The following is a 26,434-nucleotide window of genomic DNA, read 5'->3' on the forward strand; positions in this document are numbered from 1 at the left end:
TATCCTCCGTATAAATTATGGCAATTATGGCATGAGCAGGTTTGGGATAAACATGCTCATGGCCGGCATAAATGTGACGAACATTAAAACCACAATCATGCCTAAATAAAAGGGCAGCATCGCTATTGTGGCCCGTTCAATGGGGATTTTACCAATGGCGCAACCGACAAAAAGAGCAGAGCCCACCGGTGGAGTACAAAGGCCTATTGCCAAGTTAAGCATCATCATTATCCCGAATTGCACCGGATCCATCCCCAAACTATTTACCACTATTGGATATAAAATTGGAGTTGTAATTAATATAAGAGGAGCCATATCCATTATGCATCCTAATAGCAACAGCAGTCCATTGATAAGTAGCAATAGTAGAATTGGATTGGAAGTTATGTTCAATAGAGATGCGGTAACAAGGGCTGGAATTTTTAAATATGCCAGCAACCATCCAAAGGCTTTTGCTGAAGCAATAAGGCTCATAACCATGGCAAGCGTTCTCAAGGAAGAGTAAAGTATTTTGCTCATTCGCGATATGGGTATTTCCCTATATACGAAGAATGTGATTATAAAGGCATATACGCAGGCGATAGCTGCCGATTCCGTCGCCGTGAAGATGCCAGAAATGACGCCGCCAAGTATGATAACAGCCGTAAATATGCCAAGCAAAGCATCCTTGGTGACTAAAATCGCTTCCTTAAAGGAATAGGTTCTTCCGGTAGGATAATTGCGTCTGACAGCTATTATGTAACTTAGAATCATCAGAACTATCCCTAATGTTATTCCAGGGATAAATCCACCTAAAAATAGACGCCCTACAGACACGCCGCCAGCAGCAAGTGAATATATTATCATATTATGGCTTGGTGGGATTAGAATGCCCTGGCATGCTCCAGTGACTGTGACCGCGACAGAGTAGTCGGAGTCATATCCTTCTTTTTTCATCATTGGTATGAGAATAGCTCCTATAGAGGATACATCGGCTACAGCTGATCCAGAAATTCCACCAAAGAACATACTCGCTAATACATTGACCAGCGCCAGTCCTCCCCGAAATCTTCCAACAATGAGATTTGCAAAGTTGATCAAGCGTTGAGAGATACCGCCTTCACCCATGATCTCTCCCGATATTATGAAAAATGGAATTGCAAGGAGCGAAAAGGAGTTAACACCTTGTACCATCTGTTGGATAATTGCCATAAGGGGGATCTTAAGATATATAGCTGTAAAGATAGATGATGCAGCAAGGGCAAATGTAATAGGAACTCTGAGGATCAACAATAATGCGAAGGACCCGAGTAAAATCCACGCGGCTATTGTCAATTCTGGCATTAGTTGCGACCTCCCTCTGGTTTATTAAGGCCTAAAATATCGAGTAGGCAGTTCAGGATAACTAATATCCCAGATATGATTAATGGGAAATAAAGTATCGCTGCAGGCAAATTTGACGCAGGAAGTATTGAATGGGAAGTGACTTCTACCAACTTTATCCCATAATAAAGCATCACATATCCTACAAATAAAATTACAATGTCAGTGAACTTGTTGAGAAGTGCTTCATATTTTTTTGCTATGCGAGAAGGCAGCAAATTCATGTTAATATGCAGTTTTTCTTTAACGCCATGAGCCAAAGCGATAAAAGTAAACCAGACCACGGAAACTAATGATATTTCCTCTGTCCACCTTATTCCTGTATTTAAGGCATACCGCATAAAAACATTTATGGAGACGATTACAACCATGAAGGCAAGCAGGATCTTAGCTAATAATATTAATATGTTATCAACAAACCCGAATATCTTACTGACTTTATCCATTTATCGATGCTAACCTCCCTGATTTTGACATGGTGTCCATAAAACCCTCTTGATGGTTGCATCATTCACTTTATGTGACTACTTGTCCGGCACTCCAGAGCAAATCTCTCGTCTATCATGACAAGAGATTTGCTCTGGAAGTCTTTCGTTTATTCGGTTATTTAACGTTCTTGATCTGGGATATTACTTCTTTTACCTCGGGGCTTAATTTATCATACATTGGTTGTACGGCCTTCTGAAATCCCGCAAGGGCTTCAGGGGTCAATACAGTGTAGATGCTTCCTGCTTTCTTTGTCTTTTCTTGTGCCGTCTTCTCAAATTCCTTCCATAGCTTGATTTGATATTGAGTGGAATCCTTAGCAGCCTGTCGGATTATCTCCTGGTCTTCTTTCGAAAGCTTATTCCAGGAGGATTTGCTCGCTATTATTATTTCCGGAATTCGGCTGTGACCGTCTAAAGTTATATATTTTGCAACTTCGTAATGGCTGGTGGAATAGTAGCTCGGTATATTGTTCTCGGCACCGTCTATTACCCCTGTTTGCAACGCACTATATACCTCACCGAATGGCATAGGCGTAGGGACGGCCCCAAGGAAGGAAACCAGATCGGTCATCAACTTACTTTCCTGAACGCGAATCTTCATTCCCTTCAAATCTGACACAGACTTAATCTCTTTCTTGGAGTTGTAGAAATGTCTTGTGCCTCCGTCATACCATCCAAGCCCGATTAAATTGAATGCATCTAATGATTTCAAGAAATTCTCTCCAATTGGCCCGTTGAGAACTTTCCACATATGCTCGTCATCTCTGTACAGGTAGGGCATTTGAAGAGCGATTAAATTTGGAGCAAAAGCTGAAAGGGGTGATATGCTAGTGCGATTGAAATCTATGGCGCCAAATTGTACTGCCTCTATTGCGGCCTTTTCCTCACCTAGCTGAGCACTTGGATAAACCTCGATCTTGATCCTGCCTCCAGTCCTTTCTTCAACTAAGCGAGCAAATTCATAGTCGGCCTTTGTGGTGGGATAATCAGGGGCGTGTGTTTCTGCAAGGCGCATTACGATCTGCTTTTGAGCTGCCAATGCTGGACTGCAACTGAATACAAGGGCCACTATCGCTATTGCGACACCAAATATAACAAACTTTTTCATCATAACAATCCCTCCTATCTTATATTTTTTTATTTTTTTATGGTATTATATGCTTCATGCAACTGAAAATATCTTTTTGCATTGAAATAACATATATCTTGTACTATACTCCCAATATGTTCATAGTCCTCCGGCAGTTCACCTGAAGTCATCTCTTTCCCCAAAATATTACACAATATTCGCCTGAAATATTCATGCCTTGGATATGACAAAAAACTACGGGAGTCGGTCAGCATTCCAACAAAGGTTGACAAGACGCCGATAGAGGAGAGGGCTTCTATCTGCTTGGTCATGCCATCTTTGTGATCATTGAACCACCATGCTGATCCCATTTGAATTTTGCCTGGCGTGATGCCATCTTGAAAACATCCGATTATCGATGCAATGAGATCGTTATCCCTCGGGTTCAAGCAGTAGATTATGGTTTTGCCAAGATGGCCCGATTTCTCAAGCTTGTCTAATAGGCGAACCAGAGGCGTCCCCTGTTCGAAATCCCCAATAGAATCGTATCCACTATCAGGGCCAAGCAGGGTCATCATTTTCGAGTTATTATTTCGCATTGCTCCAAGGTGAAGTTGTTGTACCCATCCTTGTTCATAATCCATCAAAAGAAGCTCATAGAGCACCGCGGAACGAAATTTCAGAAGAGTCTCTCCCTCTAACGGGTGACCAGATCGAACGTGGGTGAAGGCTTTATTTACCTCATCCTGGGTCCAATTAGCAGAGTACACTGTTTCTATGCCGTAATCGGATATTCGACAGCCATTCTCGTGGAAAAATTGGTGCCTCTTCCAAAGCGATTCGATAAAACTTTCGAAGGAGTTGATGGAAAGGTTTGTCAATCTCTCTAAGGAGTCCACGAGATCATTGAACTCCTTTGGACAATCGGCGTTTAAGGCCTTGTCAGGTCTAAAGCATGGAAGCACCATAGTCTTACAATGAGTATCTCGAATGGTCTTATGGTGTTTCAAATCCTCGGTTGGAAAATTTGTAGTACACAGTGCTTCAACTCTGAACCTTTCCAGGATAGACCGCGTTGAAAAAACTTTTTGGCGTAATAATTCGTTGCACTGCCTGTAGATGTTGGGAGCTGTATCTGGATTGAGCAATTCGTCGATGCCAAATATTCGTTTTAATTCGAGATGGGTCCAATGATATAGTGGATTGCGTATGAGCTTGGGAACCACTGTAGCCCAGGCTTTAAACTTTTCCTCGTCAGAGGCATCTCCCGTTATATATTTTTCATTGATGCCGCACGTTCTCATCGCTCGCCACTTATAGTGATCGCCGCCTAACCATACATGAGTGATGCTTTCAAATGTTCTGTCAGTTGCGATGTCCTCGGCTGGGAGGTGGCAGTGATAATCGATGATCGGCATTGACTCTGCATACTCATGATAAAGCTTTCGTGCCGCCTTTGTTTCCAGCAAGAAATCTTCGTTAATGAAAATTTTGCTTGTCATGTCAGCCTTCTACCTCTTTTCTTATCTTTGCACCCTTCCGCTAACGTCTCCGCCCATGAGGCTGAATACTTCTTCCTTGGTAACCCTGTTGAAATCGCCAGGTATGGTATGCTTCAGGGCTGAAGCTGCCACCGCAAATTCCAGGGCATCCTTAGGTTCCTTGAAATGTCTTAGCCCGTATATGAGCCCAGCGCCAAAGGAGTCACCGCCTCCAACTCTATCTACGATGTCCGTGATTTGGTATTTGCGGCTCACCAGGAAGGAATTTTTTGTCGCAAGGATCGCAGACCAGTTGTTATGGTCAGCACTTACGCTTTCGCGTAGTGTCGTAGCCATGTAGCTGAGTTGAGGGTATAGCTCGAAGACCGTATTTATTATCCCCTTGTAGGCCTCGGGATCCAGAGCACCTTTTGTGACATCGATATGGGCATCGAGCCCAAGGGCCAGTTGACAGTCCTCCTCGTTAGCTATCATGACGTCAAGGTACTTAGACAACTCCCTCATGACTTCGGGTGCCTGTTTGCCCCATTTCCATAGTTTTTTCCTGTAGTTTAGATCGCATGAAACAGTTATGCCCATTTCCTTTGCCTTTTTTACGGCATCCAATGTGGCTTGGGCTGCGCCTTCTGAGACGGCTGGAGTGATGCCCGTAACGTGAAACCAGTCGGCATCTTTGAATATAACATCCCAATTCAGGTCTTCGCTCTTGATTTCGGAAAATGCGGAATGGGCGCGATCGTAGATGACTTGCGACGGTCTAAAGCATGATCCCTTTTGTGCGTAATATATGCCTATCCTTTCGCCCTTGAATATTATGTGAGACGTGTCGACACCGAAGGAGCGCAAATTCATGACGGCGGCCCGTCCGATGGGGTTACTCGGCAATGCCGTTACAAAGCTCGTACATTCGCCGTAGTTAGCTAAGGATACTGCAACGTTTGCCTCTGCTCCGCCAAAGGTAGCTTCTAAAACGGGACTTTGCAGCAAAACTTCATGATCTGGAGGTGATAGGCGAAGCATTATCTCGCCGAAGGTGACTATTTTTTTCATAATATGTGCTGCCCTCCTTAAGATTTATTTTTTTTCTTTCTGATCTCGGCTATTTTTTCCACAACTTCCTTTGCCACTCGCTTTACGGCTTCATAATCGCCCTCGACCCCAAAAGGCTTGGTAATGCCTGATCCCATGCCAACCGCAAAAGCACCAGCGCTAAACCATTTTTCTAAATTGTCGATGCTTACGCCGCCGGTCGGCATAATTTTGGCGTTGGGGATTGGTCCCAATACAGCCTTTATAAAATCTGGCCCCAGCACTTCTCCCGGGAACAGTTTTACTACGTCTACCCCAAGCTCCATGGCTCTTAACATTTCCGTGACGCTTCCCACGCCGGGCATGCAGGGCACAGAATAGCGGTTGCAAAGCTTTATGAGATCTTCATTGAGGTTGGGAGCCACGATGTACTCGGCTCCAGCTAGTATGCAGGCGCGAGCTGTTTCGGGATCCAGGACAGTACCTGCACCCAATATTAGCCCCTTCGTGCCATATTCTTTGGCGAGGTCCCGCATGATATCGATGGCGTTTGGGACTGTCATTGTTATCTCTATTGCAGGGATACCTGCTTCAAATATGGCGTTGGCTAGTTTCAAGCCCTCTTCGCCATTCCTTGCACGCACAATGGCCACTATGCCCTTCTCATGAATTTTTTCCAAAATAGTATATTTCTTGATGAACAATTTAAATACCTCCTTAATTTTTTACGATATTTCATACTATGGTACATAAAACCTTATCATGAAACAACATCATGATAAATAAATTTACTATATATGTCAAGCTAAATAGGGTATTAGATAAATGATCCCAAATAGAAGTTATGTGGAGCCATTGAGCGATGAGGCATAGGAGCTGAGATGTCGCAAAATGCTTTGGGGAGGTTGGTCGACGAAATCATCGCCATTTATTTTGCTTTTATTGTGTTTCTTGAGTTAATATAAACAATAATGTTAGTTATCATTAAGTTTCGAGTGCAGGGGGTGCGTGCTTTGCTTTGGAAGATCGGGATCATAGGATTTGGAAACGTGGGCCAAGGTTTGGCTCATATATTGAATCGCAAGAAAGAGATCCTTAAACGACGATACGACTTCGAATTCATCGTAAGTTTCATAGCCGATCCCGTTCGAGGTTCGCTATACAATGAAGAGGGGTTAGACTTAGATGCCATCTTGAAAGAAATGGCCCAAAAGGGGTCATTGAAGAATAGACCCGAGTTTACAGACAAGGGCACCTTGGAATTGATAGAGTTGGCAAAAGCGGATATTGTTGCCGAGGCGACAATCACCAATCTTGAGACGGGAGAACCAGGATTATCTCATATACGAAAGGCGTTATCCGTCGGGTCCCACGTCGTGACGTCAAACAAGGGCCCAATAGCGTTGGCAGTAGATGAGTTGGAGCAGATTGCCAAAAACAATAACGTTTACCTAAGGTACGAAGCCGTAGTGCTTTCCGGGACGCCTTGCATAAATATGGTCATGGAATGCATGAGTGGATGTGATGTAAAATCGGTTGCCGGGATAGTAAACGGTACGACAAATTTCATCCTGAGCAAGATGGAAGAGGGATACGATTATCCCGAAGCCCTGGTGGAGGCGCAAAAGCTTGGATATGCTGAAGCCGATCCTACTTCCGATGTGGAGGGGTGGGATTCTGCCGTAAAAGCAGCCATAATGGCCAATCTCTTTTTTGGAGCCAAGATTAAGATCACGGATGTCTCAAGACAGGGCATAACCAAGATCACGAGGGAAGACGTATTGAAAGCGAAAAATGAGGGCAAGAGAATTAAGTTGATTGCAGAAGTGAAAAGACAAGGTAACGATGTCATAGCCAGCGTTTCTCCGCACCTTATTCCCATGACGCATCCGTTGGGCAACGTAATGGGGCCTACAAATGCCTTGACGATAGCCACTGACCATTTGGGGGAAGTGACGATAATCGGTCCCGGAGCGGGAAGGATCGAGACGGGGCAAGCCCTTTTATCCGATATGCTGGCAATACACAGGTTTAAAAATGCGTAGTACTTAAATACGTTATCATATAACGGCAGGCAATCCATTAAGTATTTTTACCAGGTAGGGTATACCGCATAATGCTGAGGCCTCCCGAGACACAGTTGCTATCATATAAGCGGACAATTAAAGATCGATTAAACGGAGGTGTTGGATCGTGAAGAGATTTTGGATTCCCGTGATGGGGGCTTTGCTTCTGGTATTGGTTGGAAGCTCGGCTTTCGCTTTCTATGGTTCTGGGCCAAGGCATATGTGGGGTGCCGGTTGGGGAGGACCGATGATGTGGGATGGCTGGTGCGCCGGGCCGGGTTACATGTTTGAAGGTCCCGGTTGGTATGGGGATGGCAATGTGGGTCCTAAAGGCGAATTTAGGAAGTTTCCATCGAGGGTAGAAGTTCCGGCGGAGATTGCTCAGAAGATGCGCGACCTTGAGCGTGCTCAACTGGAGCTGAGGATGCTCTTCTTGGAAGACAAGGTCGACCAAAAGAAAGCCAAGGAGCTCCACGAGAAGATGATTTCCCTTAGGACGGACATTTCAAGGTGGCAATTTGAACAGTGGCTAAAACAAATAGATGAATGGCAGAAGAAATCGACTTCAAGCGGTAGCAAAGCTCAATAAAGGATTATAATTAAGGTACTTGGATAATTTCCGAATCTAGGTTACTATATTGTCAGAGGTTACCTTAGGAGGCGTTTGAATGAAGGAGGCGTTACTGACGTTTAAAAAAGCTTTTAACGCATCCAAGAGGAGCGGATGCAAGGGCGTTGGTAGCGCCTTAGGAAATACAAAGGTAGATGTGTGTGCATGGAGAGGGCAGACGATTGCCCTCTCCAATTTTTTATCATGAAGGAGGGGTTAAAGGTGGAGAATTTAACGCTCAAGGAAAAAATGGACGTAAATGAGGTCAAAATATCGGGGTATTTGCATTTCCTCAGCGGCGAATCAATCAAAGAAAATCGGTGTGGCAGGTATTTTCAATGTTCCATCAGAAGGGATTTCATCGACATTAACGGCGAGCCTAGACATGACTACCTTCTTCTTCGCACTTATGATCCGAGGATAGAAGAAATTTTATGCTCTCTTGAGGATGGTGCTCCAATTTATGTTGAGGGGGAGGCACGATCTTCCCTTGGAAGCGGAAAGATGTACATATTAATAAAAAACGTAGAGCCTCTTTCTTAAGGTTTTCTCAAGGAAGGCAAGCTTGAAAGAGATCCAAGCTTGCCTTAAAATCTGATGAATAGTTAGGCATATCTAATAATGTTAAACTATCCTATAAACTTTAAATACTAATTGGAGGTATCTTTCGATGATATCGACAACATCGACCGAAGAAAAAAAGAGGAGCTTCCGCATAACTGGCATGACCTGCGCCACATGCGCGATGATAGTCGAAAGGGCGCTGATGAAGGTCGACGGTGTCAAATTTGCCGCCGTCAACCTTGCTACTGAGACGGCGTTCGTGATCCTTGAAAAAGATGTACCTCAGGTAATTTTAGAGGAAGCCGTCAAGAAAGCAGGTTACGGCGTTTCCTACGAATCTCGGGAGGACTTTGAAGTTCGCCGTTTTTTAGCCTTTAAACGAAGCGTAATCTTGGCTTGGTCGCTGACAGCGCCATTGATGATGCTCATGTTTTTGCACATGGCCGGCCACCACATGCCATGGTTTTCCTTCATTGAGGTGTTGGCTTCGGCTTTGGTGGTATTCGTTGCCGGGCGGAGAACCATCAAGGGAGCATGGATCGCCTTGACTCATTTTCATGCCAACATGGACGTGCTTGTATTTTTGGGATCCGTCATGTCTTTTCTAACTGCATTGCTAGCTATGGCAGGGCTGTTTGAAGTCTCCTTTGGAAGCGTAGGTGCAATGATCATGTCCATTCATCTTACGGGACGTTACATAGAATCGCGCCTGAGGGACAGGGCGACTAAGGAAATAAAGTCATTGCTCAAGCTTAAGGCACAGGAAGCACTGTTGTTGACCGACGATGGAAGCGAAATTACAGTTCCGATTGAGGCGGTTAAAGAGGGGTCTTTCGTATTGGTGAAACCTGGCGAACGCGTACCTGTGGATGGGGAGATTGTAGACGGCATCTCTTCGGTCGATGAGTCAATGATAACCGGGGAACCCGTCCCCGCATTAAAAAGGTCTGGCGACAGGTTGATTTCGGGATCGCTTAACCTTTCGGGCTTGCTTAAGGTACGAGTTGATCGGGTAGGAGAAGACACTTTTTTGTCGCAGATGATATCGCTGATTCAGGAGGCACAGGGTTCTAAAGTCCCGATTCAAGCCTTTGCGGACAGGGTCACAAATGTGTTTGTACCGGTAGTGGTGATGCTTGCCGTCATATCCAGCGTATTATGGGCATTTAATATGGATAAGTGGGCTGGCTTTTTGGATATGGCACGTCAAATTTTGCCCTGGGTTACCAGGGTAGATGATCCTTTATCCTTTGGCGTATTCGTATTCGTTACGACGATAGTAATTGCCTGCCCTTGCGCCCTGGGACTTGCCACTCCTATGGCATTGGTAACGGGCACCAGCAAGGCCATGCGTCATGGCCTTGTAATACGCAATGGTGAGGCCATACAGACGACTAAAGACATCGGCATAGTCATGTTCGATAAGACGGGCACTCTCACGTTGGGGTCCCCGAAGGTGGTAGACCATAACCTAGAGGATGAAGCGGCCAACATCGCAGGAGCTTTGGAGTCCTTGTCCAACCATCCTCTGGGCAAGGCCATTTCGGAACTTAAAAAGTTCGACGTAAAAATTGAGGAATTTGAAGAGATAGTTGGCGAGGGCGTAAAAGGCAAGGTTGACGGTCGTGTTTACGAAGTGGGCAGGCCCGCAGATGCAAGCGTCTATGAGGCTTTGCTCGAAAAGGGCTATATTGTCGTCGAGGTTAAAAGGGATGGCTTTATAATGGGATATATAGCTATTTTCGATCCCATTAGGGAGGATTCCTTCGAGGCGGTAAAATGTCTAAAGGACATGGGCATCGAAGTGGTCCTGGTGACGGGGGATAATGAGATCACCGCCAAAACGGTGGCAAAGGCGTTGGGCATAGATGAGGTCCATTGGGGCGTTCGCCCCGAAGATAAGATGAGCATCGTAAGAGATTATCAGGCAACCGGCAAGAAGGTCATGATGACAGGAGATGGCATGAACGACGCTGCAGCTTTGAAGGCTGCGGATGTCGGCGTGGCCATGGGAAGCGGGACCGACCTTGCCATCGATAGTGCCGACGTAGTGATATTGCAGGGCGGTGCAGCCAAAGTCGTGAGCCTTATCGAGATCTCTAAGGAGACGTTTAGGGTTATCAGGCAAAACCTTAAATGGGCCTTTGGATATAATGTAGTGGCTATACCTTTAGCCATGTCGGGCTTGCTTCATCCGATAATTGCCGAAGGAGCTATGGCTTTAAGTTCCATATCCGTGATAATTAATTCCCTGAGGATTAAGTAGCATCGAAGGAAAGGGGCATAGCAATGAGCGAGAAAAGAAGCGTTACGGTACCGGAAAGAAATGAGATAGAAGAAAAGTACAAGTGGAGATTGGAAGATTTATATCCCGATAATGATGCATGGGGCGAGGAGGCGCGTTGTCTAGAAAGTGCTATCGAAAATTTAAAGGAGATGGGTACAGCCTTGACGTCTTCTGCGCAATCCCTTTTGAGAGGATTGCAAACGAGGGATGAAATAGCTGAAAGGCTTGGTAGGCTTTATGCCTATGCTTCCTTTAAAAGCCATGAAGACGCACGGAATCTCGAGGCCCAGGCCATGGTGCAGCGGGCATCGACTGTGTACCTTCATTTTGCGGAGGCAGTCTCGTCATTTGTGCCCAGCATATTGGAGTTGGGCAAAGAGGGAATAGACGAGTTTATGAAGGAAGAAAGCGGACTCGAGCTTTACAGGGTCGAGATTGAGAGGATAATGCGGTTAAAGGAACACATCCTGTCATACGAGGGTGAAAAGCTTCTTGCAATGTCGGTGGACGTTGGCGAAGTGCCGGAAAAGGTATTTTCATTGCTCACTAATGCCGATATGAAGTTTCCTAAGATCAAGGATGAAAAGGGCGAAGAAGTGGAGCTGTCCGAGGAAAGATATTCTTACTTTTTGCACAGCAGCGACAGGCGCGTTCGTCGCGACGCCTTTAAAGGCCTTTTTTCAAGTTACGGGAATGTTAAAAACACATTATCGGCCACTTACCTGGGCAGTTTGAAGAAGGACGTATTTTACTCCAAGGCCAGGAAATACGAAAATACTCTCCAGGCTTCTTTGTATCCTCAAAACATCCCTATAGTAGTCTACGAAAAAGCAATAGAAACGATAAACCAGTGGCTTGATCCCTTGCGCAGATATGTGACATTTAAGAGGAAGGCCTTAAACTTAGATGCGATGCACTTTTACGACCTCTACGTGCAGCTTTTGCCGGAACCGAAGGCCCACTTTAGCTATGATGATGCCAAAAGCATCATCATCGAGGGACTTGCCCCCTTGGGTGAAGAATACAGCCGGGTGCTTCTTGAGGCATTCGAGAACAGGTGGATAGACGTCTACGAAAATAAAGGCAAGAGGAGCGGGGCTTATTCGTGGGGGGTTTATGGTGTGCACCCTTACGTGCTTTTGAACTTCAATGGTACCTTAAGAGATGTATTTACCCTAGGTCACGAGATGGGGCATGCCATGCATTCGCATTTTACCTTTAAAAGCCAGCCTTACGTATATTCCGGGGTCAGCATATTTACGGCGGAGGTAGCTTCGACGACCAACGAGATATTGCTTCTTGAACATCTCATAAAAAGGGCAGCGGATAAGGCCGAAAAGGCCTACCTCGTAAACTATGGCTTGGAACAGGTGCGCACGACCGTGTATCGACAGCTGCTGTTTGCCGAATTTGAGCTTGAAGTGCATAAACGCATCGAGAAGGGTAATCCTCTTACAAGCGAGGATTTTAGCGCTATATGGAAGAGTTTGTATGAAAAACATTACGGCGATACGCTGTTTATTGATGAGGAATTGCCGCTTGAATGGGCCAGGATACCACACTTTTACACCGCTTACTACGTCTATCAGTATGCTACGGGCTATTCGGCTGCCAGAGCAATAGCTACTGCCATATTGTCAGAGGGAAAGCCTGCCGTGGACAGGTACTTGCGGTTTCTTTCTTTGGGGGATTCCATGGACCCCGTGGATGCCCTAAAAGTTGCAGGAGTGGACATGACGTCGCCTAGGCCGCTAGAGTTGACGTGCAAAAAGTTCGAGGAAGATCTGGATGTTTTAATGGGCCTTATAGGCTAATAATTTTATTAAAAAGAGGAGCGTTGAATCATGGCACAATTTGCGTTGAATGTCCCGGACATGTCCTGTCAGCATTGCGTTAAACGCATATCTGGGGCGCTGGAAGAGCTTGGCATTTCCAAATTTAGGGTGGACCTTGACAACAAAGAGGTACTCGTAGAAACGGACGACATCGAAAGCGTCATAAGAGCCTTAGATGAGGTGGGCTATAAGGCTACGCTAAAACGCTAACCGCTTTTTGTATGTTTGTCTGCCACGCAGGAAGCGGCGAATGCCTCTGGCTTAATATGGGCTATATAGCCGCTTCCTTTCACCATGCCCACAACCATGTTGAGAATTTCCCTCGTAAGTCCCTTTTCTCCCACGTCGAGATGGATCTCTAGAAGCTGTCTGTAGTGCTCAAAAAGCACCACGTCCTGCGAAAGAAGATGCAAGACTTCGCTTGCCAAAGTTAAGCTCATGGAAGTCTCTGTTAAAATGCGCTCCTTGACGGAGTAAGGCCTTTGTTCGTAGGTTTTTCGATAAAAGTAAATGCCACCTCGACCAATTCGGTGAACAACGATGGCAGAGACAAAGAGCGTTCCTTCCGATAAAGGTTGAGAGTCTGTCCCTACAATTATGCGATACGATCCCTCCTTTGCCATAAATGTGCAAATGCGCTGTATTACCTGCTCTATTTTGAGGGGGCCATAAGTAGGGCTGATGAACAATCTTACCCATCTCCTTTGATTTGTTCCTCTCGGCCATTAATTATACCTTAAACGCACCTCGATGAGTTGGATGACATCAACCAGGGACAACGGTCTTACAAAATATGCAGACGGCCCTTTTTATGTTAATCTAATAGTGCTCGGAGGTGAACGAACATGACGACGTTGAATTTAAAAACTGGTAGGGAGGAGATTTCGTGGGAGTGCCCTATCCAATTGCTTAAAACCGCAACTTTAGCAGGAGAAATAAGAGCGGTTAGCGCTAGCGATGCACTGAATTGTCCCACAGGTTCTTTAGACCTTAAAGAGCTTGCAGAAGATGCTGATAATGTTGCTATATTAGTGCCGGATATAACTAGATCATGGCAGGATATACCTGCCATGTGTAGTGCCATTCGGAAAGGTCTTGAAGAGACAGGGATAGATAAGGTGACATGGGTCATCGCTGCCGGCCAGCACAGGAAGATGTCCGTAGCGGAAGAAGAGACAGTCTTAGGCAAGGGCAGAAGGCCAAACGATAATGTCTTTTGCCACGTATCTAGGGAAAATATCGTTGATACGGGAAAAATCACAAGTCGAGGTACCCCCGTAAAGGTAGAAAGACATGTCTTTGAGGCGGACCTTGTAGTCCTGTTGGGGGGCATTTGCTATCATGATTTGGCAGGCTTTGCGGGCGGCAGAAAAATTATAATTCCAGGCGTAAGCGCAAGGGAGTCCGTGCAAGCCAATCATAGGTTGGGATTGGTTGAAAAAAGGTTTCACGAGAAGGTTAAAGTTGGCGAGTTGGAAGAAAATCCTGTAGCGTTGGATATGGAGGAGTATGCCAGGATTTTTTTGGCTGACAAAAAATCATTTCTTTTAAACGTTGTAACGGATGCAATGGGAAGGCCCTATTCATACGTGACAGGAGATGCGTTTAAAGCGTGGGAAAGGGGTGTCAGGGAGGCGGAAGCTCTTCAAACGATATGGATCGACGAGCTTGCAGATGTCGCTATCGTGTCCTGCGGAGGGTATCCCTACGACCTGGATCTCTATCAGGCGACCAAGGCTTTGACTGCGGTTTACGATGGCTTAAGACAAAGCGGGGGAATAGTTCTTGTAGCCGGCCTAGAAGAAGGAATGGGAACGCCCGTATTTGACCGTTTCATGCGTCTTGCCATGGATAACTTCGATGCAGCCATAGATGAACTCGAGGAGGATTTCACGATACCTGCTTATATAGCCACAAAGACCGTTTACGAACTTAAAAACAGAAAATGTGCCTTAGTTACCCAAAACAAAGACGTTGCATTTCCGGGGCTCATTACGAACGACGTAAAAGAGGCTTTAAGGCATGTTGCGGGAACGAATTTTGAGGGAAAGGCTTTATTTGTTCCAACGGGGAACGCGGTCCATGTAAAAATAAAGGAGGTGTGAGATTGTGCTATTGATAGTCATCGCTTATATGGCCTTGATGTTGTTGGTTGGTTGGTGGGCTGGCAAGTTTTACGTAAAGGGAATGACCGATTTCTTGCTGGCCGGTAGGAGGCTTGGTGTTATTTTATGCTCGGCCACACTTGCGGCTACTCATTTTGGTGGCGGTGCGGTGATGGGCGGTGGAGAGTATGGTTTTAAGTATGGCCTGTCAGGTGCGTGGTACGGCGTTTCTTGCGGCATAGGCTTGATCATCCTTGGTTTAGTGACTGCAAGGAGATTTCGAGATCTTGCCTTCTATACTGTCCCCGATTATTTAGAGAGACGCTATGGCGGAAAGACGATTCGTGTCTTGGGATCGCTTCTTTCATTAGTCGCTTTAGTTGGCATATTGGCTGCCCAAGTCCTATCGGCAAGAGGGGCCTTGGGCATTTTGGGAATAACCGGAAACACCGGTGCTGTTGTGGCGACTCTTGTCTTTATAATTTACACGACTTCCGGCGGACTTTGGGCCGTGACTTTAACTGATTTAATACAGATGACTTGGGCAGCTGTGGGCGTGATACTCGCTTCAAACATGGTTCTTGGCCATACTGGAGGATATGAGGGGTTAAAAGCGCTTCTTCAGGCGAAGGCAGTTGGGCCGGAATACATGAGCTTCTGGGGCATGGGGACGGCAGGCATTATGTGGTTACTCCTGCCGACAGTAATGTACACTTTAATTGGGCAGGATTTTTATCAAAGGTTGTTTGCTGCTAAGGATGGTAAAACAGCCAAGGTTTCGTCTTTGGTTGGCGGCATCGTTCTGGTGATAGTAAGCTTCTTCCCAGCCCTTATGGGCATGGGCGCGAGGGCCCTGGCGAATTTAGAGGATCCCTCTATGGCAGTTCCATGGGTCCTTCAAAATTTGATGGGTCCACTTCTTGGAGGGTTAATTTTAGCAGCTATCTTGGCGGCAATAATGTCTACGGCCGATTCGCTCCTGTCTGCGGCGACGTCTCATATAGTTAAAGATTTTTGGATAGAAATATTTCATCTTAGTGAAGTGGACCATGAGAAAGAGCTTCTCAGGGTATCGCGCATATTTACCTTTGTCATTGGTGTTTTGGCGCTTATCATTGCGCTTATAGTTCCGGGCATCATTGATGCCTTGATATACTCCTATACGATGTATACTGCTGGTGTATTCGTCCCCGTCATCGGGGGATTCTTGTGGAAGGGGGCTACACGCACAGGGGCTTTTGCATCTCTTATAATTGGATCGATAGTGGCTTTGTGGGGAATTCTTAGCGGAGTTTCGCTTTTTGGAGCTCCCGTCGAGATATTCGCGGCACTTATATCCCTCGTGATATTTGTGGTGGTTTCCTTGATCACAAAAAGTAAATAGATCTTGATGCACTAAAAGAGGAGAGGCCCCATTTTTGGGGTCTCTTATTTTTTGTGATTCTAGTTCATCTAATCAAGACGCACCCAGTCTCCTTTTCAAGCGCTCTAGGCGCTTTGAGAGATCAGGCAGTCTATTTTGCCATGTCAGAGCAAGGGGACGATATTGGAGGAAATCCATCATAGCCTTGTCGGCCCACGATAGGGCTGCCTTTGCGTCCTTCAGTTGATGTTCGTATATCTTTGAGATCTCCACGGCTACGTCTATCTTTCTATAACCCATGCCGTAGAGCTTCGTGAGTAATGATAGTGCCTCATGATAATTGTTCCGTCTTTTATTTTCCATGGCTAATTTCCAAAGGGCCTCCGTAGCCGGAGGCTCCAGCTGTGCTGCTTTTGCCCAAAGTAATTTTGCCTGGTCTAGATTATGGCGGTACCAGGCATCTCCAGCGCAATTTACCTCATAGGGGTCATGGCTTTGCCCGGAAAGGACAAAGGCAACCTTGTAAAATAAATTACACAAGGAGAGTATATCCATCTCGTTGTGGTAAAAGACACCGTTAAGCATGGTAGCATCGCCCGTCTTGAGAAATGTCATGTAGAGATCCGGTATAAAGCGACCTGGAATATCGTCGCTTTCTCGTCCGATATTTAAGATTTGCCTTTCGACGTTGGAGAGGGAACAGGAACCTATGCGTCTCTTCCAAAGCCTTCTTACAAGATAAAGCAGATCCAGATGTTTTGTCTCTTCAAAGGGTTTCATCCTAGATAACAAAAGCCTGGTGTTGATCAACGGGAGGTCAAAGTTTTTCCCGTTGTATGTAACGAAGGCCGGTTTATTGGGAATTATGTCCAGCAACCTCGAGAGCCAAGCCTGCTCATATTTTGGTGAGCACAGGAACAGTTGACGTACAATGAAGCTGTCCTCTTGGTAAATTCCTATGCCTGCCAAAAAGGCATAAGTCCCTGTTCCTCCGGATAACCCCGTGGTCTCCAGGTCAAAAAAGACCAAAGGTTCTCCGCCTCCCCATGAAGATAGCGTTTCTATGCATCTTTTCCGTTCGCATTCGTCAACTATGCTAGTAGTATCGTGTATTGCCTCGCAAAGATATACGCCTTCATCTAGGAAGCGACCGGGAGGAAGATTTAATACTTCTTTCGGTTCATCCCTTTTATTGACCTTTAACCTGGCAAATATTTCTTCAAGGTTAAATGGCTTACTCGCGTTCATTTGACATCAGCCTGCGATCTTAAGATATTTAGTAAGGTTTTTGTTGGGGTTTTCGCCCTGATCGTTGCACCCAATGCACCCGTACAAGCAGGGCAGCCGTTCTCACAAGGGCAGCTTTCTATGGCCTCAAGGGCAGCATTTATCAGTTTTTGCCTTAGCATAAATGCTCCTTCGGCAAGCCCAACGCCACCGGGGACGTTATCTGCTATGTAAATGACCGGTTTCTCGAACATCGGGTCGCGCACCATGTGATGGACGCTAATATCGCCTCGGTCACACATTAGAAAAAGCGGCGCGATCGCCCTAAATAGATGGGATACCCCAAGTAAACCAGAGCTTAAATTTTCCTCTCCTAATGCCTCGCTGTATTGTTTTTCCAACTTGAGCCAGCAGGCCGTGGTGTGCATCTCCTCTTCGTCCATATGGATTTGGCCGTATCCCACATTCTCATGCGTCATGAGCTTGATCTTTTTATACACCGTTGGACGAAAGCTTAGCAATACCTCGCCCAATCCCCATTGGTCCTCTTCCTTGAAGACATCCAAGACTTGCAATCGGACTGCCAAATCTGCATCAGTATAGTAATCTACAGAGACTTGCTTTACATAACAGCGCAAACCCTTGGTGTCCAGCTCGATGACCTGATACGGCTTGCCGTCATGAAAGTATATAGCCTCGGGGTGTATTAACATGGGAGCACTAGGTCTATCGACCTCCCCGATGACTTTGGGCTTGTGGTTTTCAGTCACGTCTATCACTGTGTAATTTTCGTTCGTGGCGCTTCGTAGCGATATCCCTTGCGCGGGGAATGAATCCGACTGCCAAAAGTATCGCGATCCGGCAAAATGCAAGACGTCATATTGTGTAAGGTATTCAAGGACTTCTCTGGGGTTGGTCTTCCCAAACGGTTCATCTTGGGCGAAGTTTAGCTCAAAGGCTGAACATTTGACGTGATCAACGTATATGTAGAGGTTGTTGGGGTTGATCCTGGCCAATTCGGGAGAGCCTCCAAAGAAGTAGTCCGGCTTTGCAGCTATGAATTGGTCAAGGGGATTGGATGAGGCGACTAAAATTGCAGCCGAACCTCCAGAGCGCCTGCCTGCTCTTCCGATCTGTTGCCAAGCCGACGATATGCTGCCAGGATATCCGTGTATGACGGCCAAAGACAGGCTTCCTATGTCTATCCCCAGCTCTAGGGCACTTGTGCTCACTACGCCGAGGATGTTCCCGTTTTTAAGGTCTTTCTCAATTTTCCTGCGCTCATTGGGGAGGTAGCCCCCGCGATAGCCACTTACAAGGTTCTCGTCCATACGTAGGTCCCTTAAGTTGTTTCTGATGTATGTCAGCAGGAGCTCCACGTTAAGCCTTGACCTGGTAAAGACTATAGTGCTGATGCCATTTGTTATTGCTTGCGCTGCGATCTCTGCCGTGGCCAATAAGGAAGAACCTCTTATGCCGAGTTCTTTGCTGATGAGAGGAGGATTGTAAATTAATACCTGTTTTTCAGCCCTAGGCGCACCATCTTCCGCAACCAGCTCGACATGTTCTTCTATGAGGGCTTCGGCCAGCTCTAAAGGGTTTGAGATGGTTGCAGAACACAATATGAATGTGGGGCTGGAACCGTAAAAGGAACATATCCTCTTGAGCCTCCTTATGACGTTTGATAGATGCGACCCAAATATACCTTTGTAGGTATGAAGCTCATCTATGACTATATACCGCAAGTTCTCGAACAACTTTATCCACTTCGTATGGTGTGGCAAGATGCCCGTGTGCAACATGTCGGGATTGGTCACGACGACATGTCCCGCGGCCCTGACCTTTGCACGCTCCTGTGGTGGCGTATCGCCATCGTAGGTAAAAGTGGATATGGGCACGCCCAGTTTATTGGTTATTGCGCTAATTTCAGTCAATTGGTCCTGGCTTAGCGCCTTTGTGGGAAATATGTAAAGCGCTCTGCAAGAGTTATCTTCCATGATCGAATTTATCACCGGCACGTTATAACATAGGGTTTTGCCGGATGCCGTGGGAGTGACCACGACTACGTTTTTCCCCGATAGGGCAAGGTTTATCGCTCTGGCCTGATGAGAGTAAGGCTTTTCGATGCCAAGCTCGTTTAATGTCGCGACTAATTTAGGGTTTACGGCTGGCCACGAGTCAAATTTGGCTTGTTTTGCGGACAAAGTCACGCAACTGGTGATCTCGCCCGGAAAGGTTTTTAACGTTTCTAGGAATGCCGCTAAATCTTTCTTACGGAACAAAGCCTCCAAAATGCTTCCACCCCCTTATAGAAGTTTAGCATTAGTTGGCGATTGATTAAATTTATTTCGCAAAGGTACACTATAATTTCTAACGTGAGCCTTATTTGTACTTGAGAGGAGACGATATTGCATGCAATACGTGACTGTCGTTTTACCTTTGATCGTCATCATGGGCGTAGGATGGACTTTGCGCCGCCTTAGAGTCATCAAGGGCGACAACAGCAACCTGGAGGGCATGCTTTACTGGGTAGTTTTGCCAGCCCTTATCTTCAGGAGCATATTTTATTCAGGGGGATTTGCTAAAGAAGATGTTAATTTGATATATGCTGTATATCTGTCCTTTTTGATAATGCCTTTCATATCTTTTGTAGCGTCTCCGTGGAAAAAAAATCCAGCAAGGCTTGGGGTTTCTCTCCTCACCTGCATGAGATCTAACAACATTTACATGGGCATTCCGGTTGTTTCTTTAACAATGGGAGACGTGGGCGTTACGGCTGTGTCCAAATATCTTGGCCTGTCGCTAGTTGGCTACCATATTTTGTCAGTTGCCTTTGGGCAAATAGGTTTTTACAGGAAATTAAATCTCGATACTCTTTTTGGGACGCTTAAAGAGCTGTCGAAAAATCCCCTTATAATTTCAAGCATCCTTGCTTTATTTTGTGCCGAAGTGCTACAAATTAAATTGCCGTTATGGGTGGATGAATCGCTTAAGATGTTGAGCGAGGCCGCCACGGGGCTTGCGTTAATAGCATTGGGTGCGGGCATACAATTGGGAGAGATGGTGACATCCATAAAATATACTTGGGTAGATGTGCTGATGAAGGTGGCTGTTTATCCGCTTTTGGTAATGTCGTTGTTTTTTGTGTGGCCGGTTGCCCATAACGTCCGAAACGCTGTTATACTAGTTTCTGCCATGCCCGTGGCTGTTAATACGTTTATCGTAGCCAAGGGGATGGGTATGGATCATAAGTACGCAGCAGAACTTATTGCTACAAGTACATTTATCTCCATATTGGTAGTTCCCATATGGGTTTACATTTTATTTTAGGACAATAAAAACGAGGAGTGATTTTGCAATGCATGTCAAGGTTTACACCAGTCCGACATGTCCTGCCTGCGAGAAGGTCAAGGAAATCTTATCGGAAAAAGGAATTGAGTATCAGGTTGTTGATATAAGCCGCGATAGAGAGGCAGCCATGGAATTGGTCAGGCGTACCCATCAATTGAGCGTTCCCGTAGTTCAGGTGGGAGATAGGTTTGTAGTCGGATTTAACAAGGAACGCCTCATCGACCTTTTGGAGGACGAGGGAATCGCAAGTCTATAGCGCTAAATTACGGAGGGATGGAGATGGCACGAAATATAACGCCCCGCGAAAAGGATTATTCGCAGTGGTATTTGGATGTGATAAAGGCTGCCGAGATGGCCGACTATGCCCCCGTACGCGGGTGCATGGTCATTCGCCCCACCGGATATGCCATTTGGGAATCGATACAAAGCCAGCTCGACGAACGTTTTAAAGCAACTGGACATGTGAATGCCTACTTTCCGCTATTGATCCCAAGCTCCTTTCTGGAAAAGGAAGCAAAACACGTCGAGGGTTTTTCGCCGGAATGTGCCGTTGTTACCCATGCGGGAGGCGAAGAACTGGAAGAACCATTGGTTATAAGGCCCACCTCGGAAACGGTAATAGGCTACATGTACAGCAAATGGGTTCAGTCCTGGAGAGATCTTCCTATATTAATTAACCAATGGTGTAATGTGCTGCGTTGGGAGAAGAGGCCCAGGCTGTTCTTAAGGACATCGGAGTTCCTTTGGCAGGAAGGCCACACAGCCCATGCCACTAGAGAAGAGGCCATGGAAGAGACTCTCAGGATGCTTGAGGTATATCGATCCTTCATGGAAGAGGTGTTAGCCCTCCCCGTGGTAGTTGGAGAAAAGTCGGAAGGAGAAAGATTTCCTGGTGCCGAAAACACATATACCTGTGAGGCGATGATGACCGATAAGCGTGCCCTACAGGCCGGCACTAGCCATTTCTTGGGCCAAAACTTTGCTAAGGCTTTCGACATAAAGTTTCAAAATAGAGACGGAGAGCTTGAATACGCATGGACGACAAGCTGGGGGGCATCGACTCGCCTGATAGGTGCCATCATAATGACTCACGCCGATAACGACGGCCTTGTGCTCCCTCCCAATGTTGCACCGATAAAGGTGGTCGTCATACCAATGAGCCCCGATCAAAATCGATTGCAAGATATCATGTTGCCGGAGGCTCAAAAGATCGTAGACAAGCTGACAGCTTTATTGGGGAGAAACCGGGTCATACTGGATACACAATTTCATATGAGGCCGGGCGATAGGTTCTTTTATCATTTACAGAGGGGCGTGCCTCTACGGTTAGAGCTGGGCGAGGCCGAGATGAGCTCTTCGTGTCTTCGCGCCGTCAGGCGGGATACGGCAGAGGTCCTAAATATATCATTCGATGCCGTGGAGCGCGAAGTGCCCAAGCTTTTAGACGAAATTCAGCGGTCATTATTTGAAAGGGCAAAAGCTTTCCGCGAGAGCAATACATATCAGGTAAGTTCCTTTGATGAGTTTAAGGAAGTATTAAATAAAAAGGGAGGCTTCATAAAGGCCTATTTTGCCGGAACTCCGGAGGACGAAAGGGCAATCAAGGAGGCCACGACGGCTACCGTTCGATGCTTTTTATTGGACGATTCAAGCGAAGGGACTTGCTTTTACACGAAAAAGCCCGGAGGCAGGCTCGCCATATTTGCCAAGGCATATTAGGTTAACACACGTCAAACTTGGTTGGCTAAATTTGGCTAAAACCTGATTCGCCTACGCTGTTCCTTCGAAATGCACTATCATATATATATATGCATGGTAGCGTCTTGATAGCACGAAGAATAGTTTGTTTCCCTTGGGGAGGGATAGAAGCATGATAACGGAGGCTAAGCTTAAGGGAGTTACAATAAAGCTTTATAAGGGTGATATAACCACCTATGATGGCGATGCGATCGTCAACGCTGCCAATAACCATCTCTGGATGGGTTCCGGCGTGGCTGGGGCCATAAAAAAGAAAGGAGGTGACGAGATAGAAAAGGAAGCGATGTCGATTGGCCCTGTCAAAGTGGGAGAAGCCGTAGTGACGGGTGCCGGAAAGCTGGATGTCGATTACGTCATCCATGCGGTCGTGATGGGTCAGGATCTCAAGACCAGCGAGAAGATGATTAGGGAAGCGACCCAAAGTGCTTTGATGCGATGCGATGAGTTAAAGATAGAGCGCATTGCCTTTCCTGCCCTCGGCACAGGTGCCGGATCGATTCCCTATGATGCATGTGCATTAGCGATGTTGGAGGAGATATTCTACTACATCGAGGAGGAAGACACGTCCTTGAAAGAAATAGTCATTTACTTATACGACGACGATGCCCTTCGATCGTTTGGACGTGTTCTTGAGCAAATTGTTGCCAAGAAGGCGTGATCGAAATCTGCAGGAGGTGGATCTTGTGTCTAAGCAGGAATCTAGGAATAGCATGACCAGTAAGGAGCAGAAGAGCAGAAAAGAAACGTTAAGCGTCTTGCTAGGAGCAGCGTTTTTGATGGCTACATCTTCGATAGGGCCTGGCTTTTTGACGCAGACAGCCGTTTTTACCGAAAAGCTGAAGGCCTCATTTGCCTTCGCGATTTTGCTTTCGATTATCGTGAGCTTGATCGTTCAATTGAACGTTTGGCGGATATTGGCCGTTTCAAAGATGCGTGCTCAAGATGTGGCCAATAAAGTCTTCCCTGGCCTAGGATATTTCATCGCCTTTTTAGTCGCCATCGGAGGATTGGTGTTTAACATCGGCAACGTTGGCGGGGCGGCTATGGGCTTAAAGGTGATAGCCGGCATACCAATAACGTGGGGCGCTATCATTAGCGCGCTCATAGCCATTATTTTGTTCCTATATAAGGAAATGGGTCGGGCGATGGATCAGTTCACTAAAATACTTGGCTTTATCATGATAGCCCTGGTCTTATACACGGCCATTGTCACCAAGCCCCCTGTCGGCGTAGCCGTAAAGGAAGCCTTCATACCGTCTCAGATAGATTGGATGGTTATCATAACTTTGATAGGGGGTACGGTCGGAGGTTACATCACCTTTTCCGGAGCCCATAGGCTTTTGGACGCCGGAATTTGTGGTCCAGAACAGGTCAAAGACGTCACACGCGGAGCAATGAACGGTGTCATCATAACGGGAGTTATGCGTATACTTCTTTTCCTGGCCATCCTGGGCGTTGTGTGGGCAGGCCATTCCCTAGACCCTTCAAACCCTCCTGCTTCTGCCTTTAGGCTTGGTGCTGGAGAGATCGGATATAGGATATTTGGCGTTATATTGTGGGCTGCCGCTATAACATCGGTTGTTGGTGCTTCATTTACGTCCATATCCTTCTTGCAAACCCTGTTTAAGCATATTCAAAGAAATAACCGATGGTGGATCATCGGGTTCATCATAATTTCTACGGCAATCCTGATCACGATCGGCCAGCCTGTTACTTTGCTCATCTTCGCCGGCTCGGTAAATGGGCTTATACTTCCCTTGGCCCTTCTGTCCATCCTGCTGGCGGCACATAAAAAAGAGGTCGTAGGAGATTACAAGCATCCCATCTGGCTCACTATTACCGGATATTTCATGGTGGCAATTACTCTATGGATGGGCATTATATCGCTCGGGAAGATATTTACTATGTTTAAGTAAAATGTTTAGGGGTAAGGGATGTTATAAACGCCTCCTTACCCCTATTTGATGAAGTAAGGGGTGTGTAAATTGGCTGAATATCTAGAACCTAAGGTCTTGTATGCTGGCGATAGCGCTGTGACCATAGAGTTTGGTGACAGTATAGATATAAAGGTCAACGCAAGAGTACAACAGCTTCGTCAGTTCATAGACCGCGGACAGTTTAACGGTGTTGTGGAACTGGTCCCCACCTATCGCTCCTTAACGGTTTATTTTGACCCCGTTAGGGTAGGAGATGTAGCTCCTTTCTTTGAAAGGCTTAAAAAATTAGCGGCAGACACCAAAGGAGAGGTCCCCAAGGGTGGGCTGATCATAGTAATCCCCGTATGCTATGGCGGCGAATTTGGCCCCGATATGCAAAACGTGATCGACCACACGGGGCTTTCTGAAGAGGAAATAATAAAGCGTCATACCGCGGTGGATTACTATTGCTACATGTTGGGTTTTACGCCCGGTTTTTCCTACTTGGGCGGGATGGATGAGAGCCTTGCCACGCCAAGGTTGAAGGAGCCTCGAAAGGTAATACCCGCTGGAAGCGTTGGCATAGCGGGAAAACAAACCGGCATATATCCCATAGATAGCCCGGGCGGTTGGCAGCTGATAGGCCGAACGCCCTTGAAGCTCTTTGATCCGGAAGGTCAGCCCCCCCTTTTTGATCGACGCGGGAATGTGGGTGCGCTTTCGGAGTATAGACCGCAAGGAATACGATGAAATAGCATCGCAGGTTGCCGCCAGAACATATAAGCCGGAAATCTTGACGAAAAGCGGTGATGCCAAGTGATCTTTGAAGTTTTATCCGCAGGGCTCCTTACGACCGTTCAGGACCTGGGCCGCTGGGGTTACCAGGGCAAGGGCATGCCCGTGGCGGGAGCTATGGATCCTCAGGCTTTAAAGATAGGCAATATATTGGTGGGAAATGATCCCGGTGAAGCGGCCTTTGAGATAACTTTAATGGGCCCGACCCTAGCAGTGCTCGAGGGCGAAGGGCTCATTGCCGTGACTGGAGCAGAAATAAATTTTACCATAAATGATGTTGAAGCGCCGCTGTGGCAATCTGTTAAGGTGCAAGCCGGAGATACCATTGCGCTGTCTGCTCCAAAGGGGCATGGGTGTAGGGCCTATTTGTGCGTTTCAGGAAGTCTGGACGTGCCGATAGTGATGGGAAGTAAGTCGACGTATTTGAGAGCGGGGGTAGGAGGGTTTAACGGTAGGGCACTCAAGGCTGGAGATCGCATCTCTACAGGACCGCTTAAACCGTTGACATGGCTTTCAGTAGGCCTTGCCTGCCCTGAGCGCTTAAGGCCCAAGAGGGAATTAGAACTGCCTTTGCGGGTGGTGTTAGGCCCCCAGGACGACGCCTTTACCGAGAAGGGATTAAAGACGTTTCTTGAATCTGAATATACGATAACTAATGAGGCTGACAGGATGGGCTACAGGCTTGAGGGGCCGGTGATAGAACACAAAGCAGGAGCAGATATCATTTCCGATGCCATACCCTTGGGCGCCGTTCAGGTACCCGGCCATGGCAAGCCCATATGCATGTTGGCCGACAGGCAAACTACTGGAGGCTATACCAAGATAGCGGTCCTTAGCACGCCCGATATAGCCGTCCTTGCCCAGCGCATTCCAGGGCAGACCGTACGATTTAAGGCCATATCCCTGGAGGAGTCCATCGCTGCGACAAAGGCAGAAAGAGAGCAAATTGAAGAGTTGCTAAGGTTACGTGCCTCTTACAGGTCCCGCCGGGTTGTTCCCGTAGGGTCGCCAAAGCCCAGGGTTAGCGAACGCTGGGCATTAAGGGTGGACGGGAGAACCTACGATGTGATCGTGGAGGAACTCGACTAAAATTAAGGAGGTGTTTTC

General features: G+C 46.7%; 25 protein-coding genes. 16 read left to right on the forward strand and 9 right to left on the reverse strand.

Annotated features, from left to right (window positions below):
* Nucleotides 1-24: 24 nt before the first annotated feature.
* From BUQ78_RS06680 to BUQ78_RS06705, 6 genes are all read right to left on the reverse strand, one after another.
* Nucleotides 25-1,323, reverse strand: a complete 1,299-nt coding sequence (locus BUQ78_RS06680) for a TRAP transporter large permease (RefSeq protein ID WP_074199700.1) — start codon at nucleotides 1,321-1,323, stop codon at nucleotides 25-27.
* Nucleotides 1,323-1,808, reverse strand: coding sequence for a TRAP transporter small permease (locus tag BUQ78_RS06685; protein WP_074199701.1), 486 nt, complete (start codon nucleotides 1,806-1,808; stop codon nucleotides 1,323-1,325). The genes BUQ78_RS06680 and BUQ78_RS06685 overlap by 1 nt, the downstream gene beginning before the upstream one ends.
* A gap of 157 nt (nucleotides 1,809-1,965) precedes the next feature.
* The gene (locus tag BUQ78_RS06690; protein ID WP_074200193.1) at nucleotides 1,966-2,958 is read right to left on the reverse strand and encodes a TRAP transporter substrate-binding protein; all 993 of its coding nucleotides are present in this window, start codon (nucleotides 2,956-2,958) and stop codon (nucleotides 1,966-1,968) included.
* Between the two features lie 29 nt (nucleotides 2,959-2,987).
* Nucleotides 2,988-4,421 (reverse strand): glucuronate isomerase, encoded by a 1,434-nt coding sequence (uxaC, locus tag BUQ78_RS06695; RefSeq protein WP_074199702.1) that lies wholly within the window; start codon nucleotides 4,419-4,421, stop codon nucleotides 2,988-2,990.
* A 21-nt stretch (nucleotides 4,422-4,442) separates the two neighbouring features.
* The gene (locus BUQ78_RS06700; RefSeq protein WP_074199703.1) at nucleotides 4,443-5,471 is read right to left on the reverse strand and encodes a sugar kinase; all 1,029 of its coding nucleotides are present in this window, start codon (nucleotides 5,469-5,471) and stop codon (nucleotides 4,443-4,445) included.
* A 17-nt stretch (nucleotides 5,472-5,488) separates the two neighbouring features.
* Nucleotides 5,489-6,154 carry a bifunctional 4-hydroxy-2-oxoglutarate aldolase/2-dehydro-3-deoxy-phosphogluconate aldolase gene (locus tag BUQ78_RS06705; protein ID WP_014807650.1) on the reverse strand — a complete coding sequence of 222 codons (666 nt, stop codon included), beginning with the start codon at nucleotides 6,152-6,154 and terminating at the stop codon, nucleotides 5,489-5,491.
* Nucleotides 6,155-6,454: 300 nt separating this feature from the next.
* On the opposite strand from BUQ78_RS06705, the gene BUQ78_RS06710 reads away from it, so the two are divergent.
* The 7 genes from BUQ78_RS06710 to BUQ78_RS06735 all read left to right on the forward strand — a co-directional run bounded on the left by BUQ78_RS06710 (nucleotide 6,455) and on the right by BUQ78_RS06735 (nucleotide 13,022).
* Nucleotides 6,455-7,495, forward strand: a complete 1,041-nt coding sequence (locus BUQ78_RS06710) for a homoserine dehydrogenase (RefSeq protein ID WP_318259649.1) — start codon at nucleotides 6,455-6,457, stop codon at nucleotides 7,493-7,495.
* A 148-nt stretch (nucleotides 7,496-7,643) separates the two neighbouring features.
* A complete protein-coding gene (locus BUQ78_RS06715; protein ID WP_074199705.1) occupies nucleotides 7,644-8,105 on the forward strand; it encodes a hypothetical protein in 462 nt (153 codons plus the stop codon).
* 79 nt (nucleotides 8,106-8,184) lie between these two features.
* Nucleotides 8,185-8,334, forward strand: coding sequence for a hypothetical protein (locus BUQ78_RS10040; RefSeq protein ID WP_159432095.1), 150 nt, complete (start codon nucleotides 8,185-8,187; stop codon nucleotides 8,332-8,334).
* A 14-nt stretch (nucleotides 8,335-8,348) separates the two neighbouring features.
* Entirely contained in the window at nucleotides 8,349-8,669 is a 321-nt protein-coding gene (locus tag BUQ78_RS06720) for a hypothetical protein (RefSeq protein ID WP_014807646.1), read from the forward strand.
* Nucleotides 8,670-8,796: 127 nt separating this feature from the next.
* Nucleotides 8,797-10,956, forward strand: coding sequence for a heavy metal translocating P-type ATPase (locus BUQ78_RS06725; protein ID WP_074199706.1), 2,160 nt, complete (start codon nucleotides 8,797-8,799; stop codon nucleotides 10,954-10,956).
* Between the two features lie 23 nt (nucleotides 10,957-10,979).
* A complete protein-coding gene (pepF, locus tag BUQ78_RS06730) occupies nucleotides 10,980-12,791 on the forward strand; it encodes an oligoendopeptidase F (RefSeq protein ID WP_074199707.1) in 1,812 nt (603 codons plus the stop codon).
* Between the two features lie 30 nt (nucleotides 12,792-12,821).
* The gene (locus BUQ78_RS06735) at nucleotides 12,822-13,022 is read left to right on the forward strand and encodes a heavy-metal-associated domain-containing protein (protein WP_014807643.1); all 201 of its coding nucleotides are present in this window, start codon (nucleotides 12,822-12,824) and stop codon (nucleotides 13,020-13,022) included.
* Here the strand turns inward: BUQ78_RS06735 and BUQ78_RS06740 are convergent.
* The gene (locus BUQ78_RS06740) at nucleotides 13,019-13,501 is read right to left on the reverse strand and encodes a ribonuclease H-like YkuK family protein (RefSeq protein ID WP_074199708.1); all 483 of its coding nucleotides are present in this window, start codon (nucleotides 13,499-13,501) and stop codon (nucleotides 13,019-13,021) included. The two genes, BUQ78_RS06735 and BUQ78_RS06740, sit on opposite strands and share 4 nt — an antisense overlap.
* Before the next feature lie 156 nt (nucleotides 13,502-13,657).
* Here BUQ78_RS06740 and larA point away from each other — a divergent pair, with 156 nt between their 5' ends.
* Both larA and BUQ78_RS06750 read left to right on the forward strand, forming a co-directional pair.
* Entirely contained in the window at nucleotides 13,658-14,917 is a 1,260-nt protein-coding gene (gene larA, locus BUQ78_RS06745; RefSeq protein ID WP_074199709.1) for a lactate racemase domain-containing protein, read from the forward strand.
* Nucleotides 14,918-14,921: 4 nt separating this feature from the next.
* A complete protein-coding gene (locus tag BUQ78_RS06750; RefSeq protein WP_318259552.1) occupies nucleotides 14,922-16,301 on the forward strand; it encodes a sodium:solute symporter family protein in 1,380 nt (459 codons plus the stop codon).
* Between the two features lie 72 nt (nucleotides 16,302-16,373).
* Here BUQ78_RS06750 and BUQ78_RS06755 read toward each other — a convergent pair whose 3' ends face one another.
* Entirely contained in the window at nucleotides 16,374-17,528 is a 1,155-nt protein-coding gene (locus BUQ78_RS06755; protein WP_074199711.1) for a ribonuclease H-like domain-containing protein, read from the reverse strand.
* Nucleotides 17,525-19,798, reverse strand: coding sequence for a DEAD/DEAH box helicase (locus BUQ78_RS06760; RefSeq protein ID WP_074199712.1), 2,274 nt, complete (start codon nucleotides 19,796-19,798; stop codon nucleotides 17,525-17,527). Before BUQ78_RS06760 ends, BUQ78_RS06755 begins: the two co-directional genes overlap by 4 nt.
* 121 nt (nucleotides 19,799-19,919) lie before the next feature.
* On the opposite strand from BUQ78_RS06760, the gene BUQ78_RS06765 reads away from it, so the two are divergent.
* The 7 genes from BUQ78_RS06765 (at nucleotide 19,920) to BUQ78_RS06795 (ending at nucleotide 26,416) form a co-directional block, all read left to right on the forward strand.
* Complete coding sequence (locus BUQ78_RS06765; protein ID WP_074199713.1) at nucleotides 19,920-20,837, forward strand: AEC family transporter; 918 nt, start codon at nucleotides 19,920-19,922, stop codon at nucleotides 20,835-20,837.
* A gap of 28 nt (nucleotides 20,838-20,865) precedes the next feature.
* On the forward strand, nucleotides 20,866-21,114 hold the full coding sequence (locus BUQ78_RS06770) for a glutaredoxin family protein (RefSeq protein ID WP_014807629.1): 249 nt from the start codon (nucleotides 20,866-20,868) through the stop codon (nucleotides 21,112-21,114).
* Between the two features lie 23 nt (nucleotides 21,115-21,137).
* A complete protein-coding gene (gene proS / locus BUQ78_RS06775; RefSeq protein ID WP_074199714.1) occupies nucleotides 21,138-22,577 on the forward strand; it encodes a proline--tRNA ligase in 1,440 nt (479 codons plus the stop codon).
* Nucleotides 22,578-22,728: 151 nt separating this feature from the next.
* Entirely contained in the window at nucleotides 22,729-23,274 is a 546-nt protein-coding gene (locus tag BUQ78_RS06780) for a macro domain-containing protein (RefSeq protein ID WP_074199715.1), read from the forward strand.
* 25 nt (nucleotides 23,275-23,299) lie between these two features.
* A complete protein-coding gene (locus tag BUQ78_RS06785; protein WP_084532279.1) occupies nucleotides 23,300-24,532 on the forward strand; it encodes an NRAMP family divalent metal transporter in 1,233 nt (410 codons plus the stop codon).
* A 69-nt stretch (nucleotides 24,533-24,601) separates the two neighbouring features.
* On the forward strand, nucleotides 24,602-25,282 hold the full coding sequence (gene pxpB, locus BUQ78_RS06790; RefSeq protein WP_318259553.1) for a 5-oxoprolinase subunit PxpB: 681 nt from the start codon (nucleotides 24,602-24,604) through the stop codon (nucleotides 25,280-25,282).
* 66 nt (nucleotides 25,283-25,348) lie between these two features.
* Nucleotides 25,349-26,416, forward strand: coding sequence for a 5-oxoprolinase subunit C family protein (locus BUQ78_RS06795; RefSeq protein WP_074199716.1), 1,068 nt, complete (start codon nucleotides 25,349-25,351; stop codon nucleotides 26,414-26,416).
* Nucleotides 26,417-26,434: the final 18 nt, after the last annotated feature.

The sequence above is a fragment of the Acetomicrobium flavidum genome, from assembly GCF_900129645.1.
In the GTDB taxonomy this organism is placed as follows: Bacteria; Synergistota; Synergistia; order Synergistales; family Acetomicrobiaceae; genus Acetomicrobium; species Acetomicrobium flavidum.

Excerpts from the sequence above, each read along its gene's own strand:
- BUQ78_RS06765 (WP_074199713.1), top strand. The coding sequence starts at position 19,920 with ATGCAATACGTGACTGTCGTTTTACCTTTGATCGTCATCATGGGCGTA.
- BUQ78_RS06725 (WP_074199706.1), top strand. The coding sequence starts at position 8,797 with ATGATATCGACAACATCGACCGAAGAAAAAAAGAGGAGCTTCCGCATA.
- uxaC (WP_074199702.1), bottom strand. The coding sequence starts at position 4,421 with ATGACAAGCAAAATTTTCATTAACGAAGATTTCTTGCTGGAAACAAAG.
- BUQ78_RS06700 (WP_074199703.1), bottom strand. The coding sequence starts at position 5,471 with ATGAAAAAAATAGTCACCTTCGGCGAGATAATGCTTCGCCTATCACCT.
- proS (WP_074199714.1), top strand. The coding sequence starts at position 21,138 with ATGGCACGAAATATAACGCCCCGCGAAAAGGATTATTCGCAGTGGTAT.
- BUQ78_RS06680 (WP_074199700.1), bottom strand. The coding sequence starts at position 1,323 with ATGCCAGAATTGACAATAGCCGCGTGGATTTTACTCGGGTCCTTCGCA.
- BUQ78_RS06690 (WP_074200193.1), bottom strand. The coding sequence starts at position 2,958 with ATGAAAAAGTTTGTTATATTTGGTGTCGCAATAGCGATAGTGGCCCTT.
- larA (WP_074199709.1), top strand. The coding sequence starts at position 13,658 with ATGACGACGTTGAATTTAAAAACTGGTAGGGAGGAGATTTCGTGGGAG.
- BUQ78_RS10040 (WP_159432095.1), top strand. The coding sequence starts at position 8,185 with ATGAAGGAGGCGTTACTGACGTTTAAAAAAGCTTTTAACGCATCCAAG.
- pepF (WP_074199707.1), top strand. The coding sequence starts at position 10,980 with ATGAGCGAGAAAAGAAGCGTTACGGTACCGGAAAGAAATGAGATAGAA.
- BUQ78_RS06735 (WP_014807643.1), top strand. The coding sequence starts at position 12,822 with ATGGCACAATTTGCGTTGAATGTCCCGGACATGTCCTGTCAGCATTGC.
- BUQ78_RS06755 (WP_074199711.1), bottom strand. The coding sequence starts at position 17,528 with ATGAACGCGAGTAAGCCATTTAACCTTGAAGAAATATTTGCCAGGTTA.
- BUQ78_RS06780 (WP_074199715.1), top strand. The coding sequence starts at position 22,729 with ATGATAACGGAGGCTAAGCTTAAGGGAGTTACAATAAAGCTTTATAAG.
- BUQ78_RS06685 (WP_074199701.1), bottom strand. The coding sequence starts at position 1,808 with ATGGATAAAGTCAGTAAGATATTCGGGTTTGTTGATAACATATTAATA.
- BUQ78_RS06770 (WP_014807629.1), top strand. The coding sequence starts at position 20,866 with ATGCATGTCAAGGTTTACACCAGTCCGACATGTCCTGCCTGCGAGAAG.